The 18,918-nt window shown below is 36.3% G+C and carries 15 protein-coding genes; 11 read left to right on the top strand and 4 right to left on the bottom strand.

Going from position 1 to position 18,918, the window contains the following annotated elements; genetic code table 11:
* The first annotated feature begins 214 nt into the window (after positions 1 to 214).
* Complete coding sequence (locus M5A78_RS07245; RefSeq protein ID WP_248734614.1) at positions 215 to 1,057, top strand: LysM peptidoglycan-binding and 3D domain-containing protein; 843 nt, start codon at positions 215 to 217, stop codon at positions 1,055 to 1,057.
* Between the two features lie 50 nt (positions 1,058 to 1,107).
* On the opposite strand, the gene M5A78_RS07240 is transcribed toward M5A78_RS07245, so the two are convergent.
* Positions 1,108 to 2,409: a NarK family nitrate/nitrite MFS transporter gene (locus tag M5A78_RS07240; protein ID WP_248734671.1), complete on the bottom strand. Its 1,302-nt coding sequence runs from the start codon at positions 2,407 to 2,409 to the stop codon at positions 1,108 to 1,110.
* Positions 2,410 to 2,640: 231 nt separating this feature from the next.
* Entirely contained in the window at positions 2,641 to 4,146 is a 1,506-nt protein-coding gene (locus tag M5A78_RS07235; RefSeq protein WP_248734613.1) for an MFS transporter, read from the bottom strand.
* Positions 4,147 to 4,560: 414 nt separating this feature from the next.
* Between M5A78_RS07235 and M5A78_RS07230 the strand changes: the two genes are divergently transcribed.
* Together M5A78_RS07230 and M5A78_RS07225 are read left to right on the top strand one after the other, a co-directional pair.
* Positions 4,561 to 5,898 carry a TrkH family potassium uptake protein gene (locus tag M5A78_RS07230; RefSeq protein WP_248734612.1) on the top strand — a complete coding sequence of 446 codons (1,338 nt, stop codon included), beginning with the start codon at positions 4,561 to 4,563 and terminating at the stop codon, positions 5,896 to 5,898.
* Between the two features lie 124 nt (positions 5,899 to 6,022).
* Positions 6,023 to 6,184: a hypothetical protein gene (locus tag M5A78_RS07225; RefSeq protein WP_248734611.1), complete on the top strand. Its 162-nt coding sequence runs from the start codon at positions 6,023 to 6,025 to the stop codon at positions 6,182 to 6,184.
* Positions 6,185 to 6,289: 105 nt separating this feature from the next.
* Here the strand turns inward: M5A78_RS07225 and M5A78_RS07220 are convergent, their stop codons facing one another.
* Entirely contained in the window at positions 6,290 to 6,478 is a 189-nt protein-coding gene (locus M5A78_RS07220; RefSeq protein WP_248734610.1) for a hypothetical protein, read from the bottom strand.
* Positions 6,479 to 6,994: 516 nt separating this feature from the next.
* On the opposite strand from M5A78_RS07220, the gene M5A78_RS07215 reads away from it, so the two are divergent.
* Complete coding sequence (locus M5A78_RS07215) at positions 6,995 to 8,953, top strand: LTA synthase family protein (RefSeq protein ID WP_248734609.1); 1,959 nt, start codon at positions 6,995 to 6,997, stop codon at positions 8,951 to 8,953.
* A gap of 257 nt (positions 8,954 to 9,210) precedes the next feature.
* Complete coding sequence (locus M5A78_RS07210) at positions 9,211 to 9,720, top strand: HD domain-containing protein (protein WP_248734608.1); 510 nt, start codon at positions 9,211 to 9,213, stop codon at positions 9,718 to 9,720.
* 45 nt (positions 9,721 to 9,765) lie between these two features.
* Here M5A78_RS07210 and M5A78_RS07205 read toward each other — a convergent pair whose 3' ends face one another.
* The gene (locus M5A78_RS07205; RefSeq protein ID WP_248734607.1) at positions 9,766 to 10,242 is read right to left on the bottom strand and encodes a hypothetical protein; all 477 of its coding nucleotides are present in this window, start codon (positions 10,240 to 10,242) and stop codon (positions 9,766 to 9,768) included.
* 211 nt (positions 10,243 to 10,453) lie between these two features.
* Here M5A78_RS07205 and M5A78_RS07200 point away from each other — a divergent pair, with 211 nt between their 5' ends.
* From M5A78_RS07200 to M5A78_RS07180, 6 genes are all read left to right on the top strand, one after another.
* The gene (locus M5A78_RS07200) at positions 10,454 to 13,861 is read left to right on the top strand and encodes a hypothetical protein (RefSeq protein ID WP_248734606.1); all 3,408 of its coding nucleotides are present in this window, start codon (positions 10,454 to 10,456) and stop codon (positions 13,859 to 13,861) included.
* A gap of 264 nt (positions 13,862 to 14,125) precedes the next feature.
* Positions 14,126 to 15,286 carry a cation:proton antiporter gene (locus tag M5A78_RS07195; RefSeq protein ID WP_248734605.1) on the top strand — a complete coding sequence of 387 codons (1,161 nt, stop codon included), beginning with the start codon at positions 14,126 to 14,128 and terminating at the stop codon, positions 15,284 to 15,286.
* A 185-nt stretch (positions 15,287 to 15,471) separates the two neighbouring features.
* Positions 15,472 to 15,600 carry a hypothetical protein gene (locus M5A78_RS24695; RefSeq protein WP_264760441.1) on the top strand — a complete coding sequence of 43 codons (129 nt, stop codon included), beginning with the start codon at positions 15,472 to 15,474 and terminating at the stop codon, positions 15,598 to 15,600.
* A 338-nt stretch (positions 15,601 to 15,938) separates the two neighbouring features.
* On the top strand, positions 15,939 to 16,937 hold the full coding sequence (locus M5A78_RS07190) for an ABC transporter substrate-binding protein (RefSeq protein WP_248734604.1): 999 nt from the start codon (positions 15,939 to 15,941) through the stop codon (positions 16,935 to 16,937).
* Between the two features lie 125 nt (positions 16,938 to 17,062).
* Positions 17,063 to 18,094, top strand: coding sequence for an ABC transporter permease (locus M5A78_RS07185; protein ID WP_248734603.1), 1,032 nt, complete (start codon positions 17,063 to 17,065; stop codon positions 18,092 to 18,094).
* Positions 18,069 to 18,863 (top strand): ABC transporter ATP-binding protein, encoded by a 795-nt coding sequence (locus tag M5A78_RS07180; RefSeq protein WP_248734602.1) that lies wholly within the window; start codon positions 18,069 to 18,071, stop codon positions 18,861 to 18,863. The genes M5A78_RS07185 and M5A78_RS07180 overlap by 26 nt, the downstream gene beginning before the upstream one ends.
* Positions 18,864 to 18,918 lie beyond the last annotated feature (55 nt).

Here is an 18,918-nt window from a genome sequence, read left to right as displayed (position 1 = left end):
ATAACGCTGCACTATTTTTTATTGCTTTTAAGGTTATTAACATTCAGATAATTTACTATTTACTTTTCTTTTTTAATCTTATGATATTTAGATATGTTATTGTAATATAATTGCCATACTTGTAAATGAATTAACATTCCCCTGTTCTTTGTTTCAGAAAAATCCATGTTATGATTGGTATCGTTAGCTACGAAAGAACATGGGAGGTAAGGAATTGATCAAAAAAATAAAAACATTCATTGCAGTAGCTGCACTCTCAGGAACTGTAGGTGCTAATGTACAAGCGGCAGAGTTGACTGTGCAAACAGGGGATACCCTTTGGGATCTTTCACAAGTACATAATACATCTGTAGAAAATATTCAAACATGGAATCATCTTTCTACTGACCTTATTCATCCTGGAGATGTTTTAGAGATTGCGACTGAAAAACAATATACTGTCAAGCAGGATGATACCTTATGGGATGTTGCAGTGAAATTTCAAGTTAAGGTTAAACAAATAAAAGAGTGGAATCAATTAAATACTGACCTGATACATCCAGGATTAAATCTTGTAATCTATGATCAATTAAGTGATGATGGTAAAAATCCTCACACAGAAACATTATTTCAAAATAGCAATACCTTGAGAAATAATAGCGTATCAGGTCAACCAACATCACTATCAGATACGGCCAAAGATGCTAGAAAAGAAATAGCTTCTCCAGCAAAAAAAGAGGTTAGCTCGGGCGTTCTTTCTCCTTCAAAAAGTAAAAATGACAGCACGAAGGAAATTACGGTAAAAGCAACCGCATATACTGCTTCATGTGAAGGATGTTCTGGCACGACTGCCACAGGTGTTGATTTAAATGCTAACCCCGATGCAAAGGTCATCGCAGTTGATCCCTCTGTCATCCCACTTGGAAGTAAAGTATATGTCGAAGGGTACGGCGTTGCAACAGCTGCTGATACAGGTGGAGCGATAAAAGGAAATAGAATTGATGTGTTTATTCCTTCTAAACAAGATGCAATTAATTGGGGGAAAAAACATATAAAAATAAAAATATTAAACCAATAATCAAAAAAACCTGCCTAAAATTTAGGCAGGTTTTTTTGATTTAAAGGGATTTATCCCGCTTGTTTTACTACTGATTTTGAAACAGAAGCTTTTCTCTGATAAAAGAACCAGTTAAGACCAAAAGAGATCACATAGAAACCGATAAAGAAGTAAAATGCAGTTACGGGTGTACCAGTGGCATTAACAGACCATCCGAAAAGCTTTGGAATGAAGAAAGAGCCATATGCTGCAAAGGCTGCTGAAAATCCGATAACTGGTGCTGCTTCTTTTGGAATAAAGATATTTGGAATCATTTGGAATGTGGATCCAGAACCAATACCTGATGCAAGGAATAGAACTAAGAAAGCAAGTAAGAAACCAGCAAATTGTTTACCATTTAAGAAGTAAATAACGCCTGCTGCACCAATCCCCATAACGACTAACACATATGCAGTCACTCTTGCACCGCCCAGTTTGTCAGCCATCCAGCCGCCAACTGGTCTTGCAGCTGCAGCCACTAAAGCACCAAGGAAAGCAAGTGAAATGTGTTCAGGAAACTGAGATCTTAATAGTAACGGGAATGCCGCTGAATAGCCAATGAATGAACCAAATGTAGCTACATAAAGGGCAGTCATAATCCAAGTATGTTTACGTTTTACTATAACAAATTGGTCTGCTACAGATTGTTTTGTTCCTGGAACATTATCCATTTTAAAGAAAGCAAGAATTGTCATAATCACGATTGGGATTACCCAAATAAATGCTGCGTTTTGTAACCATACTTCCTGACCGTTTGCTAAAACTTGTTTACCACCAACTAGTGCGAAAGTTCCTGAAGTAATGATTAATGGTGTGACGAATTGAACAACAGATACACCCATGTTTCCTAAACCACCGTTAATTCCAAGTGCAGTACCTTTCTCTTTTTTTGGAAAGAAAAAGCTAATATTAGCTGAAGAAGATGAAAAGTTCCCGCCGCCAAGACCGCAAAGCGCTGCAAGCAATAGCATGATTGAAAATGGTGTGTCAGGGTTTTGTACTGCAAAGCCAATACCAATCGCCGGTATTGCCAAAATCGCTGTTGAAATCACTGTCCAGTTTTTACCACCAATTGACCCAACTGCAAATGTATAAACAAAGCGAAGAGTTGCTCCTACAAGTCCCGGTATAGCAGCAAGTGTAAATAATTGTTCTTCAGTAAAATGGAAGCCAATATCGTTAAGTCTGACGGCAACAACTGACCAAATCTGCCAAACGATGAATGCGAGCATCAAAGATGGTACAGAAATCCATAAATTTCTATTTGCATGTTTCTTGCCTTCTGCTTTCCAGAACTTTTCATCTTCTGGATTCCAATAATTAATTCGAGCCATCATTAATTCCCCCAAAATTCGTTTCAAATTTAATATTACAAAGTTGAAATTGTTTATGAGGATAATATAAACCACATGGTGATGTTATTATTGTGACGTACGTCACAATAATAGTGAAGGAACTGTGAACTAAAGTGGTTAGACAAAAAGTTGTAATATTTATTTAAGTATGGTTGATTAGCGAAAAAAAGAGACCATCATGGCTGAGAATCCCTCTTTTTTTGAACCCCTTTAGTTTTCCTTGGGATGTTCTTTTTCTTCATTAAACATTCCAACATAATTTTTTGTTTCTCCGGCATCATCTTTGATGGCTGTAATGGTTAACCATTCTTTATAAATAACGTTATTTTTCCGTTTGTTCCAAATATATCCTTCCCAAAACCCGTTTGTCTTTAAATTGGTCCACATATTTTTATAAAAATCGGTGCCGTGTTCACCGGATTGAAGGACACTTGGTGTTTTTCCGATAACTTCTTCAGAACTATATCCGGTAATTTTCGTAAATGCCGGATTGATGCTTTGGATAATTCCATTAATATCCGTTACACAAATGCCATCAACAGCATGGTTCACAATTTTAGCGGAAATATCTAGTTTATCTTGGTAGTAAAGCCATACAACGATGACTAAACTAGCTAGGGAGAATTCGGATAGGGACATGAATCCAATCGCGTAATGCCCCGTAAAATTAAAGAGAATCGTTAAAATAATGGGCGGGAAGAAACCACCAAGCCCGCCCATTGCTGATACAATACCATTGACAATTCCAGCCTGCTTTGAAAAATATAAAGGAACTAGCTTAAAGATAGCCCCATTTCCAATCCCTGCGAAGAAAGCAACTAATAAACAGCCAAAAGAATAAATCGGCAGGGATGGTGTGAACGCTAAAAGGAACCCTGCAAAGGTAAGGCTGAAAAACACAACCATAAGGATCAGAAAAGGATTAACTTTATCGCTGAGCCAGCCTCCGATTGGCCTAAAAATAGTTGCAAGCGCAATGAATCCGGCTGTCCGTAAGCCTGCATCGACCTTTCCTAATTCAAAGTGATTTACTAAAAATGATGGCAGATAAATGGTGAATGCGACGAACGATCCAAACGTAATGAAGTAAAATAAACTTAAAAACCAAATTTTAGGATTTTTATAAACCTGTTTGAATACCTCTGACGCTGAACTTTTTACTTTGTTTTCCTTCTTGTCCCCAAACAGGAAATTAATAATAGCGAAAATTAAAACAACGATTAAAAATATTTTTATCGTTGTTCTCCAGCCAAAGGCATTTGCTAGAACTGGAGCGGAAAAGGAAGTTATGGCTGTACCAATATTACCTGCTCCATAGATCCCATTGATAAAGCCTTGCTTTGCTTTTGGATAATATTTTGGTAATGATGTAACACCTATGGAAAACACAGCTCCGCCAATTCCAAGCATAAATCCGCCTAAAATTAACATGAAGATGGAGTTTGCATAGCTAAGGATGGCAATTGGTAAAAGTAAAATGATAAAACTAATTGTAAATAATATTCTGGCACCATAACGGTTGGCCCAAAATCCGATTGGTACTCTTAGCAGAGACCCGAGGATAACCGGTACCGCTGTAGCCCAAGCAATTTGTGATGATGATAGGTTAATATCCTCCTTAATAAAAGGCATTAGTGAAGAGATTAGTACCCAGACCATAAAACCAGCCACAAGGCTTCCCGTTTGAACAAAGAGTTGTTTTGTTCCTTGGTGCATTTTCATCCCCCTTAAATCCCATTCTAATCTATGATTTCGATACATAAGCAGTTATAAATCGTGACTTTGAATCCATTGATGTGGAAAAATTTTCTTAGTCTATTATAGAACAATTTGAATTATTTAACAATGATGTTAGACACAAGTCTAGTGAAAATATTAGTTTTACAAGAAGGAAAAAGAATTTTATTTACATATTTTTAACCGAGTAGTATATTTTTCCTGTAATGGAATTACCCGAATTATAGTATATATAATATATATATATGTAAAAATTTCCTATTATTGAAAATAATATCGGGTCAGAAGGACAGATACTCAAATAATTGGGGATATTTAGGGAAAGTAGAATAATGCCCTTTTATTTTATGTTGTTACTATTACAAAAAAATTAATAGGTTAGGAAGAAAATGAATGCATCGTAAAAAGAACTATCTTGACCCTCCTAAAATTCTAGTAATTGGATTTGCAACCATCATTTTATTAGGAAGCCTATTGTTAACACTTCCAGTTTCTACAAACAATGGACAAGGGTTGTCATTTTTAAACGCTTTATTTACGGCTACATCTGCTACATGTGTAACAGGTCTAGTTGTCGTGGACACTGGAACCACATTTACGTTATTTGGCCAATTAGTCATTTTGTTTATGATTCAAGTAGGCGGCCTTGGATTTATGACATTCGCCACGCTTTTTGCCTTTTTATTAGGAAAAAGAATTTCTTTAAAGGAAAGAATCTTGCTGCAAGAGTCATTAAATAACCTATCGATGGAAGGAATTGTTCGCTTAGCCAGACGGATATTAATCTTTACTGCTGTGATTGAATTTGTTGGGGCGGTAATCTTGGCTGTTCGATTTTCTTTTGAAATGCCATTAGGAAAAGCAATTTATTACGGAATTTTCCATTCAATATCCAATTTTAATAATGCAGGATTTGATATTATGGGGAATTTTCAAAGCTTATCTAGTTATGTAGATGACCCAACAGTTGTATTAACAATTTGTGCGCTAATTACACTAGGTGGAATAGGTTTTATCGTTATGAATGAACTTTTTGAGTATCGCAGTTCAAAAAGGTTATCTTTACATACCAAAATTGTCGTGGTAACAAGTGCCTTTTTATTAATAGGCGGAGCGATTGGAATCTTCTTATTAGAATTTTCGAATGAAAAAACATTAAAACCATTGTCCTTTTCGGGGAAAATATTAGGTGCACTATTTCAATCCGCTGCCGCCAGAACAGATGGAGCCAATACGCTGAATCTTACCGATATGACCCAATCATCATTATTGTTAATTGTGTTTTTAATGTTTGTCGGAGCATCTCCAGGCTCAACGGGAGGTGGTGTTAAAACCACTACTTTTACTACATTAATTGGAGCTGTTTGGTCACAAATACGAGGTAAAGAGGATGTTATTTTTTATCGGCAAAGAATCGGTTATGAAACGATTTACAAAGCACTTACCGTAACATTGAGTGCCCTGTTTCTTGTAATGATGATTACAATGTTATTAACCATCACTGAGCGGGGAACAGATTTTTTAAGGCTTTTATTTGAAGCAACGTCTGCATTTGGAACTGTAGGTTTATCTATGGACTTGTCTAAGGAATTATCTCCGATTGGAAAGGGATTAATTACTTTCACGATGTTTGCCGGCAGGGTAGGACCATTAACAATTGCCTATGCAGTAACAATGCGAAGAAACCCTGACAAATTCCGGTACCCTAAGGGTAAAATCATGATTGGGTAGTTTTTACATCAAAGAGGATTTTAAAAAATGGCAAAAAAAGTGTTGAAGAAGTAATCGTTCCTGATTGAATATTTGCATAGTATTTCAACTCCTTGGAAAAGGTAAGATAAAGGAGTGAGGAATAATGCCAAGAGGTAAAGAATTAGAACAACTTCCATTTGCAAATATCACACCAGGCGCAGGAAAAGATGCCACTAGTAATAATAGAGAGGTTCTGGGGAGTATAATCTCGAAGGAACAACCTCAGCCGAGTGATATTGATAAAGAAAATGAAGATATGGTATAAGGCAGGAATCATATCCTGCCTTTCCTATTGTTTACGGATTGATTAATGTGTTGTGCTCAGCTTAATATTAATTTAACCGCTTTCTTCTATATTATATTCTTCATTTTAGTGATCGTATGGATAGTCAATTTGCACGCCATTAATGGTTCCCGGTTCATCTAAATCCTCGAGGCTATTTAGATAATTTTTCAACTCCGCTTGTAGTTCTTTTGGAGCCCCCGCCTTTAAATGCCAATTCCCAGGTTCATCAACAAAATAAGTGCTCTTGGTAAATTCAGGTCTAATTCTAGGCATAAATATGTTCCCCCTTACAATTTATTCGTTCATGAATATGCTTTCCCATATTAATAATATTTATTCTGAAAATTTAGCATGTTTCCCTCATTAAAGATAAGACTAAATTCATATTGCATAGTAAAAGTTTCAGGTTTATTATATTATAAATGATTCCATATATTTGGAAACGTTTTTCATCTCTCGTTTGCTCATATGAGAAAAACATTGGCGAAAGAAAAATTTATTAAGATGAAACTATTTGCTAATTAAATCGTCTTATATTAATGAAAATAGAAATAGTCATGTCCCACATGTGAATCACATAAGAATAAAGGAATATCCCATTTTCCAAGAAAAGTAAATTATCATTAAGAATTTGCGATTTGTCGAATTTATAAGAAAAATGACGTAAATTATTGCTGTATATAATACAAAAAATGGCAAGGTTTATGATTTTACTTTTATAGAAAATGTGATATAGTAATTGAGGTTCGTTTACCGAAGCTTATTGGTAAGTGAGAGGAGAATTTAGAAATGAATAAAATTAGACTTTCTAAGAAATTTAACAATAGTCATATTACGTTCTTTGCAATCGCCGTTGTATTATTTTGGATCAAAACATATGCAGCCTATCAAATTGAATTTAAATTAGGGATTGACAATAACTTACAGAAATTTTTATTATTTATTAATCCATTAAGCTCTGCACTGTTCTTTTTTGGGATCGCACTGCTTTTTAAGAAGCATACAAAACGTGTAATGATTATTATTAATTTCTTGTTATCCTTTTTATTGTATGCAAATATTGCTTATTATCGCTTTTTTAATGACTTCATAACAGTACCTGTTATAATGCAGACTAAGACAAATGCAGGACAATTGGGAAACAGTGCCCTTTCATTAATGTCCCCATTAGATATTTTTTATTTTTCGGACATGATTATTTTAATTGTTCTAGCATTAACAGTTTTCAAAAAAGTTACGGTAACGAACAGAAAAGCTTTTAAAATTGTTCTTTTGTTTGCCATTACCACTTTTTTGTTTAACTTAGGTTTAGCAGAAAAGGATCGTCCGCAGTTACTTACTCGTTCCTTTGATAGAAATTACTTAGTTAAGTATCTTGGCGCCTATAACTTTACGATTTATGATGTCATTCAAAATATTAAATCATCCAGCCAGCGTGCCCTAGCAGACAGCAGTGATATTACAGATGTTGAGAACTATCGGAAAGCGAACTATGCAGCACCAAATCCAGAATACTTTGGAAAAGCAAAAGGAATGAACGTGATTTATGTTTCAATGGAATCATTCCAAAGCTTTATGATTGATTATAAAATGCCTGATGGAAAGGAAGTTACTCCATTTTTGAATTCATTAGCGCATGATGGCAATACATTTTATTTTGAAAACTTTTTCCATCAAACAGGACAGGGTAAAACATCTGATGCTGAATTCTTAATGGAAAACTCATTATATCCTATGGCTCAAGGTGCGGTGTTCGTTAACAAAGCACAAAACACTTTTCAGGCAGCACCAGCTATTTTAAAAGGCTATGGCTATAATTCGGCTGTATTCCATGGTAATCAAAAAACATTCTGGAACCGTAATGTTATGTATAAAGCATTAGGCTATGATCAATTTTTCGATTCTGAATATTATAGCATGACAGATGAGAATACAAAGAACTACGGGATGAAGGATAAGCCGTTCTTTAAAGAGTCAATGCCGTTACTTGAAGGCTTAAAGCAGCCATTCTATTCAAAATTTATTTCATTATCCAACCATTTCCCATTTGAAATGGATCCGCAAGACACTGATTTCCCTGCAGGTGATTATGGTGATCCGGTGGTAAACCAATATTTCCAATCTGCAAATTATATGGACCAAGCATTTGAACAATTCTTTAACGATTTGAAAGCTGATGGTTTATATGATAATACAGTAATCGTCATGTATGGTGACCACTATGGTATTTCTGAAAACCATAATGAAGCGATGGCAAAAGTACTTGGAGTCGACGAAATCACACCAGCTAGTAATGCGAAGTTACAGCGTGTACCTTTATTTATCCATGTTCCCGGTGTTAAAGGCGGCATTCAAAAGCAAATCGGTGGGGAAGTTGATGTACGTCCAACTCTTCTTCATTTATTAGGTATTGATACGAAGGACTATATGGAGTTTGGTTCAGATTTATTATCTAAAGACCACAGAAATTGGGCATCATTCCGTAATGGTGATTTTGTGGCCTCAGATGTTATCCAAATTAAAGGTAAATGCTATTCATCTGAGACTGGTGAATTAATGGAAAATGCGGAAGCATGTAAGGATACTTCTGAAAAAGTTAATACAGAGCTTCAGATGTCAGATGAAATCGTCTATAAAGATTTGTTACGCTTCTACAAACCGGAAGGATATACATCAATTAATCCAAGCGATTATGATTATCTAGGTCCAAAAGGAAGCAAAGCGACAAAATCATCTACTAATAAATAATAAAGAGAGAAGAATTATTCTTCTCTCTTTTTCATACCAAATGAAAATGCCGATACACATCATTTACGATGTGAAATATTAATGGTAAGGTGGAAGATCCAGGATAACAAAATTCAAAACGATGGGTTAATAATGAAAAAACTATTGCAGGGGATAAAAGGATCCCTGCTTTTTTTGCTTTTAATAATTAGCTATGAGTGCTTAGTTATCATATAATAAATGAAATATATTTTTTTGCAAAAGTTAGGAGAGAGAGCATGAGAGACGTAACCTTATTAAACATTTTCGAACATCATATCGCCCAAAAATATTTGAATCGCTCTGGATTAGCTCATGCGATTGCTGTTGCCTATCATGCTTTTCATTTAGGGAAGAAACATCAATTGGACGTGGATATTGCTGCTAAAGCAGGACTTCTCCATGATATGGGCCACTATACATGGTATAAAAACGGAAAATGGGATTATGAATTGTATAAGCAAAATGACATACACCCGATCAAAGGGGCAGAAAGAGCACATAAACTCTTAATCCGACTTGGTGAAAATCCGATTAAAGCCAAAACGATTGCACTTGCGATTCTTTTCCATACTGATTCGTTTTTGCCTTCTAATGATATTGTCAGGACACCTTTACAGCAGATTGTTAAATGGGCGGATGAAAGGGATGAAGAAGAAGGTGGGATGCACCATTATCGTACGATTGAATATGATCGTGCCAAGCAAAGTATTATCCGCTTAGACCAATGGATTGAAAGGGAGGGTTGAATAGAATAATAAAGGCTGTGCATATGACCTGCACAGCCTTTCTCGTTATTTTCGTTGAAAACCCTCTTCGGTCAAAAACTCCACAGCTTCTTGATATGTATCAAAACTGGCATCAAGATTTAACCCAAAATAAATATTCCATGCATCATTTTCATTTATTACGATAAGCTGATTATTTTCCTTATCAGCCCAGCGCTCCTCATTTGAATCTCCAATGATTGCTTCTTCGACTGTATTGGGTTCAAGTGGTGAGAGTGCATGAATCGCTTCTTTTATCAGCTGTCGTAGTTGATCAGCGGAAAAGTCACGGATATTGACCATTCCTTTTTCGTCCGTTTCATAATTTTCTAACTGCCCAGCATATACAAAGCCATTTCCATTAGGGTGCAAATGATAAACAATATTTTTTTTCTCTGAAATACTGTTTGGAAACTGGAAATTAATGCGACCTAGTGAAACATTTTTTCTTTCTAATCCCGAAAATTCGTCGATAACGGCTAATTTTTCATTAAAAGTAAGCATAGAGACCTCCAACACTTTTTATGTAAACATTCTTTAATCATACAGATTTTTCTCCCAAACTTACAACTTTTTTTGCAAATAATAATTTTAAGGAAAATATTGAAAATATTTCATTTTAGTGTAAAATTACACTATAGAGAGAATAGGGTATTATACAAAATATTTCAATGGCCTGATTACACCATAAATGGGATGAATGCGGGGAGATTTAATGGAGCTAAATAAACGGGAAGAGAAAAGAAGGATTTTTAGGCAGGAGCTTTTCACGTTGAAAGAGGAAGGTTATTTATCGGATACAATTGTTGAGACTGTGGCCAAGGCGCACCATCAATATCATAAGGATTTATTAGAAATAGAAGCCCTTCCTCTTCCAACAGAAAAGGAAGTGCCAATCCATTCGATTGTACCTCCAAAACCTCAAAAAGAGAAAAAAATACTAACACCCGAAGAGGTTCGCGAAAGGAATATTACTTGGTTATTAAATATGGGAGTAATCTTCTTATTAATTGGCGGTTTATTCGTAGCCACAAGCAATTGGGAATCAATGACAAGCATTATGAAAAGCGGTGCGATTGCGATTGTATCACTTTTATTTTATGGAATAGCCTTTTTAACTAAGAAAGTGCTGCATATTGATAAAACGGCATTTGCCTTTATTGTTCTTGGCAGTTTATTCTTACCGATATTTATTCTCTCGCTTGGATGGTTTGGTCTTTTAGGCCCGTATTTATCGATTAACGGTGCTGGCCGTTACCTTTTGGGGATGCTTGGCAGCTTTCTACCGGTGATTATGTATATTCTATTTGCAAAGAACTTAAGCTCTAGACTGTTCGTATGGTTTACCTATGTTTCGATATCCGCGGGGATGGCCTTTTTATTGGCGGGACTATTCCTAAAGGTTGATTTCTTTTACCTGGGGACGATGGTTTTTAACGCTTTGCTCATTTTTGTCTACCACCAATTGAAACACAGAGAATCACTCCAATTATTTACAAAGGAATTTGTCCCTTATATCCAAGTTAATCTCGTTCTTAGTACACTTTTCATGCTTTTTTTATACGACCATGAGGTCTTATACAGTTTCAACCTCATCTTAACTGCCCTAATTTATTTATCGATGATGTATGTCAGTGGAAGGAAAGAATACCATTTTATTTTTAGTGCAATGCTCGTTTATGGTGCTTATCAGCTAATAGAGCACAGCTTCCTCGATAATTTTGGCGCGATAGTCTACGCTCTAATAGGAGTTGGCATAGTATTTGTTCCTAAGGCACTGAACGGAAGATTTTCTCTAGATAAAGTTTTTCACTATACAAGTGCAATGATTTCTGGATTTGCCTTCATCTATATTAGCTTTGAGGGAATAATACTCCGCTCGGGGAATCCTTCTATTGTGCTAATGCTCGCCTACTTTATCATAGGAGCTAACTTTATTTATTTAGCACATAACAGTCCAATGCGTCTATTTACGTATCTGAGTTCGGTTTTTGTCGGTTCTGGCATCTACGAAGCTGTTGCATTAATTGTTAAACATATCTACAATATAAATTTTTCACTTACATTGTGTTTGACAGGTTTTATTTTGTTTATCGTTTTCGGAATTGTACCTTTAGCAAAATATTTTAGAATCATACAGAACAGTTCAAAGGACATTGGGTTAGTCTTGATGATGCTCGCTATTATGTTAGCGATTAGTCTTTTCAACTGGTGGGAGCTAGGAGTCATGCTGCTGCTCCTCACAATAATTGCTTATCTACTATTAAAAATGGAAACAAGGGCTTATTATCAGGAAGCAGCCTTATGGATCTTACCAAGCTCACTTGGTTTGGCATGTGCCGCTTTTGGTGAAGAAATTAATATAAACTTCACAACGTATCATGAAGAATATGGCTATGCGGTAAATTTTGCTATAGGGGCAATATTTATTTTTTTATCAAGCTTTATATGGAAAAAAATAAGGGAAAAGGAACTAAGCAGGGTTTCATTGTTTACATCCCAAGGCCTTTATACCATTGCCATTTTCCATGCTTTATTTAGCCCAATTAATCAATTATGGGTGCAACCTTTAGTGTTGGTAATTGGAATCGGAATGTATTTCTATTTATATAAAAAGATGGGTACGAAATGGATCCCATATCTTGTCAGTATCACAGCATGGCTATCCTATTTTTCGCTTATCCATGCCATGACAATGAGATTCCCATTCACCCATATAATGAATTCATTCATCGCTTCTACAAGTGCGGTAATCTTACTTTTTATCGCTTATATTTTTAAAAACAAGGATTTAGGTCTTTCAGATGCTTTTGCATGGATGGGTCATTGCATTTACCCAATCGCACTTGTTATTACCTGGTTTGCTTTTCATACAGACGCAATATATAGCTATGGCTTGGCCTTTTTAGTCTATGTATTAAGTACAAAACTAGCTGTTAAGGAATGGAAAATCAAATCCTTTCTTTATGGTAGTTTTACAACCCTATTTTTTGCTGTTTCAATTGGATTGGATAAACTAATTGTCCAAAATTTTGGGGGCTATGAATTCCCAATTACAAGTGGGCTTATTCTTATTTTTACCTGTATTGCTCATAGAGAATTTAAAAAACGAACAACTTATTATTTGGTGCCATTCTCTATTGTCGGAATTGTCTGTATGCTAATGACCTATCCGTTTACTTGGCTGCCGTACATGGTTACCTGTGGATATACGATTGCCACAATGGTCTATTTGTTTAAAATTAAATGGGATTTATTAGGGATTATCCCTTTGCTCTTAGCATTTATCGCAACCGTTGAATTCTCATATTTAAGTGAGTTGAATGAGCTCGAAAAAATGCTTCTTTTTGGAGGGTTAGGCATAACCATGGTTCTAATCGGACAGAAGGTTTATAAAAAGCTGGTGACAGGTGGAGCTAAGTTTCAGGAAATAAAAGTAGACGGATATACGGCCGTTTCCTTCTTATTCTTTTGGTTTATGTACTTTTTTGCGAATCAGCACTTATGGAGCCATGCACTGCCAGGTGTTCTGATTGCAATCAATTTCTGGCTGCAGAGAAAAAGAGTACCTACCAGTTTCTCAGTCTTTATGTCTATCATCGCGGGAGCCTATTTATTACAACCATACTATGCAATCATTGGGGATTTAAACATTCCGTCATTATGGGAACGGGAGGTAAACGTCCTTCCATATATTATTCTTGTGATTTTCATACGACTTAGTTTAAAAGGGCGCTTTTCGGATATAACGAAAGCGATTCAATGGGGAGTACTCATCATTGTTTCTCTGCTTTTAATCCAGGATGGTTTAGCAAGCAATACAATTTATGATGCGATTATTTTAGGATCATTGTCATTGTTATCTTTGCTCGCAGGTGTATTCCTCCAAATAAAATCATATTTCTTTGTTGGGTGTGGTGTTTTACTATTAAATGTATTCCTGCAAACACGACCCTACTGGGGAAATATGCCATGGTGGGCATATTTATTAATCGCTGGACTAATCATGATTACCGTTGCAAGCTTCAATGAATGGCATAAGCAAAAAATACAAAAGGGACAATCAACTTTTATAACCATTTTGAAGGAAAAAGTAATCGATAAAGTAAAAAAGTGGGATTAAATTTCATACTACCATTTAATCGGAAATGTATTTTGCCTGCCTGCTTATTTTTGGAAAAATAAACAATGTCTAAGGGCTAATTGATAAATATCATTTATTCTGTTATACTAGTATTAATTAAATGATTGCTGTTATTTGGAGGAGCCTGTCACCAAGGGATAATTATGTCCATTGGTTTGACAGGCCTTTTTCTATTTTTCAGGAAAGAGTCTGTCATTATTAAGACAGGCTCTTTTTATTTTTCAGAAAAAGAAAGGTGATTCGATGGAATTAATTTTTGAGTTGATGATTATTTTACTTGCCTCTAAAATTGCAGGCGATATTAGTGTAAAGTTAGGACAGCCCTCGGTTCTAGGAAAATTGCTTGTAGGAATTATTTTAGGACCTGCGGTTCTAGGGCTCGTTTCAGAATCGAAAACATTGGATGAGCTAAGTCAAATAGGTGTCATTTTGTTAATGTTTATTGCTGGGATGGAAACTGATTTAGATGAATTTAAGCGATCTGGGAAAGCATCTACACTAGTGGGGGTAAGTGGAATTATTGTGCCACTACTTGTAGGCTATCTGACAGGAATTATCATGAATATGTCCACATTTGAAGCTATCTTTTTAGGCTTATTGCTTTCTGCGACCAGTGTAAGTATCTCTGTTCAAGCGCTTAAAGAACTTAATAAAATGCAATCTAAAGAAGGAGCAACGATTTTAGGTGCCGCTGTCATTGATGATGTCCTCGTTATCATATTTTTAGCATTTTTAATGAGTATGGCTGGTGGAGAAGTAAATTTAAGTATGATGATTATTAAAAAAATACTCTTCTTCGGAGGTGCTATTTTAGTATCTTGGAAAATTGTCCCTTGGATTTTAAAAAAGTTTGCCCCATTAATGGTGACAGAATCAATCCTTTCAGGCGGCTTAATTATCTGTTTTCTTTATGCATATGTGGCTGAATTAACTGGAATTGCTGCGATTATAGGAGCCTATATTGCCGGAGTTGCAATAAGTTTAACGGAATATAAGCATGAAATATTTGAAAAGGTAGAAACAATTGGCTATTCAATTTTCGTGCCTGTTTTCTTTACCACTATCGGCTTGAAAGCAAGTTTTACAGGTATTTCACAGCATTTAGGCCTTATTGTTGGGCTTAGTATTCTAGCAATCTTAACGAAATTAATTGGTGCAGCAGCTGGTGCAAAAATGGCTCGGTTTTCATGGAGAAGTTCATTAGGAATTGGAGCAGCCATGGTTTCCCGTGGGGAGGTTGCTTTAATTATTGCCACGATAGGATTAGAGTCAAAATTAATCAGCCAAGAACTATTTTCAATTCTAGTAATCGTCGTCCTTGTAACCACGCTTGTTACTCCGCCAATGATGAAATACATTTTTAAACAAGGGAGTAACCAAAAAGAAATAAAAAGCATCGCATAAATCAAAGAGACATCCAGCCTATTATGAAGGCTGGATGTAATGCGTTTTGAAGCAGTTTTTTTACTGTTGTTTCCCTACATTTTTTACCAAGGTTAAATCTCATAAAGTAGTACCCCTATAAATTATATTAACCCTCCGAACTGTTTGATAAAGCGAAAGATAACTATAAATTTTGGAGGTTAGAAATGGGTACCGGATTAATTGATATCGACAAATTATTAGAAGCAACGACAAATCTAACATCTGAGAAAAATAGCCAAAAGATGAAGAATGTTGAGATTGACCAATTACTCGAGAACACCCGTGATTGGTAAAATACATATTTTTGTTACTCCATTCATAATTTAATATACAACCATAAATGCCTTCTACTAGCTAGAAGGCTTTTTTCTTTATAATATAAGAATTTATAACTTTGAACTTCGAGAAATGTCCAGCTCCAGGCGCCGATAGGCGGGCGCCTTGCGCTTTTCTAAAGAAGAAGGGGGGACAACCGAGATGGATTGATTATCACATATTATGTCGCTTTAAAGCGAAAAAATATTTTTGCGATTTCTATTGCTTTTAATGCATAAAAATACTAGAATAACTTTTAATATATTTAATTTTTGGAAAATTTAAAGTTATTAAAAATGTTAAGGGGGAAATTATTATGAAGAGAAGGCTCCAAGCACTTTCAGTAGCTTTGGCAGGAATGTTGCTGCTTGCTGGATGTGGAAGTAAAGAAACATCAGGAGGTTCAGAAAAGGGAGGAACGGATAAGGAGTTCAAAGTGGGGATTACCCAGTATGCTCCGCACCCCTCTTTAGATGCCGCTTCAGAGGGCTTTAAGAAGGCTTTGGCAGATAAAGGAATTAAGGTAAAGTATGATGAGCAAAATGCACAAGCAGATCCGAATAATCCACAAGTAATTGCCAATAACTTTGTTGGTGACAAAGTAGACCTGATTTTTGCCAATGCCACCCCAAGTGCGGTAGCTGCATTAAATGCTACAAAGAATATTCCGATTATCTTTACATCGGTGACAGACCCAGTTGTTGCAGGCTTAGTAAAAGCTTTTGACAAACCTGGAAAAAATATTACTGGAACAACTGACAACCATCCAGAAGCAACCAAAAAAACCATTAACTTTATTACGGATGAAATAAAAGCAAAAAATATTGGTGTTATCTATAACTCAGGGGAACAGAATTCTGAAGTCCAAGTAAAAGAAGTAAAAAAACTAGTGGAAGAGAAAGGGGCCAAACTTGTAGAAGTTTCTATTGCCAATACATCAGAAGTGAAGCAGGCTGCTGAGTCATTAGTCGGACGTGTTGATGCTATCTACATTCCAACTGATAATACGGTTGTCACTGCGCTTGATTCCGTTATTGCCGTTGCAAACAGCAAAAAAATTCCCTTATTTGTAGGCGAGCTTGATTCCATGAAAAAAGGTGCTGTAGCAGCAAGTGGGTTTAGCTATTTTGACCTCGGTTATCAATCTGGTTTAATGGCTGCGGACATTTTAACTGGGAAGAAGAAAGCATCGGAAATTCCAGTTGAACTCCCAAGCAGTTTAAAACTAGTCATAAATAAAGCTGCTGCCAAAGCACAAGGCTTAACGGTGAAAGAGGAATGGAGTAAGCTTGGCGAGTTTTATGAAGGAAAATAATTAATGCTATTTTTTCGAGGAGGAGACCCTTCCATGGGTTAACTCCTTGATTCTTACATAAGAATGCAATATGAGCTGATGGCATTTCTGACTTGAACTAAAGGCTTAAAGAAAGGATGATCTCAATGTTTACAGCCATATTTGGATCATTTGAAGCAGGAATCATCTATGCAATTATGGCGCTAGGAGTCTATCTTTCCTTTCGTATTCTGGATTTCCCAGATTTAACGGTAGATGGGAGTTTTGTAACTGGGGCAGCCATTTCGGCGATAATGATATCGGCGGGGGTAAACCCATTTTTGGCAACAATCTTGGCCATATTTGCCGGTTTTGCCGCAGGATGCTTAACAGGGCTGCTTCATACGTTTGGAAAAATTAATAACTTGCTCTCCGGAATCTTAATGATGATAGCACTCTATTCAATAAATTTAAGGATCATGGGCCGTTCAAATATTCCCCTATTAAATACGGAAACAGCATTTACAAACATTAGTGACTTTTTTGAAAAAACAGGAATTGATTCATTTTTCAATAACATGCTTTCAACGGTTGGTCTTGGTGATAATCTTCCGGAAACATGGGGAATACTCATTTTTATGATTGTTGTTACCTTTCTTATCAAGTTCTTAACCGATCTGTTTCTACAAACCGAAATTGGTTTAGCCATCAGAGCGACAGGAGACAATAAGCGAATGATTCGCAGCCTTTCGGCAAATACCAACCTACTTGTCATTCTCGGACTTGGGCTTTCCAATGCCTTGGTAGCTTTCTCTGGTGCACTCATTGCCCAGCAAGGCGGATTCGCTGACGTTGGTATGGGAATCGGGATGATCATTATTGGCTTAGCTTCGGTCATCATTGGTGAGGCCCTTTTTGGAACAAAAACTATCGCAAGAACAACCCTTGCTATAATTGGCGGCTCAATTATTTATCGAATTGTCGTTTCAATGGCCTTAAGGATTGACTTCTTAGAACCAGGCGATATGAAGTTGATTACGGCTATTATTGTCATTATTGCACTGACAACACCGAAAATAATCGATCGATCAAAAGAGAACAAGCGAAAAGCACGGAGAAAAGTAGAAAAGCTACCCGCCATCCAAGCTACCGCCACCGCAAAGGGGGACAATCATGCTGCACTTAAATCAGATTCATAAGATTTTTAATGAAGGAACACCTGATGAAAAAATCGCCATAGATCATGTGAATCTATCCCTTAAGCCTGGAGATTTCGTCACGATTATTGGTAGTAACGGGGCTGGTAAATCGACATTAATGAATATCATTGCGGGAGTTTTGATTCCAGATTTAGGAGAAGTTCATATTGGAGGAGTAAATGTAACCAATTCTCTTGAATTTAGCCGATCAAAAATGATAGGCCGCGTCTTCCAGGACCCAATGGCCGGAACAGCCCCAAGTATGACGATTGAAGAAAATCTTGCGATGGCCTATTCAAGGAATAAAACGAGAGCCCTTCGTCGGGGTGTCACGAAAAAAAGACGCGATTATTTCCGAGAGGTACTTGAATCCTTGCACCTCGGCCTCGAAAACCGGCTTCGTGCAAAGGTTGGCTTGTTATCCGGTGGGGAACGTCAAGCCCTTTCCTTATTAATGGCCACATTCACGGAACCTTCCATTCTACTGCTTGATGAACATACAGCTGCACTAGATCCTTCAAGGGCTGAGTTGATTACGAACTTAACGAAGGAAATTGTAAATAGATACAACCTTACAACATTAATGGTTACCCATAATATGCAGCAAGCCATTGACCTAGGTAATCGATTAATTATGATGGATAAAGGTCAAATCATTTTAGAAGTCGATGAGGAAAATAAGCAGCAGCTTACGATTGAACGTTTATTAGAAGAATTTAAACGAATCCGTGGTATTCAAATGGCTAATGATCGGGCGATGCTTACTTGAAAAATTTTTTAAAGCGCCATAATGATTGGAATATTTTTGTAGCAACATATTTTAT

The organism is Neobacillus rhizosphaerae (genome assembly GCF_937468385.1).
Taxonomy (GTDB): Bacteria; Bacillota; Bacilli; order Bacillales; family Cytobacillaceae; genus Neobacillus; species Neobacillus rhizosphaerae.
The sequence above is the reverse complement of the archived record's forward strand: the minus strand, read 5'-3'. Positions and strand labels throughout refer to the sequence as shown.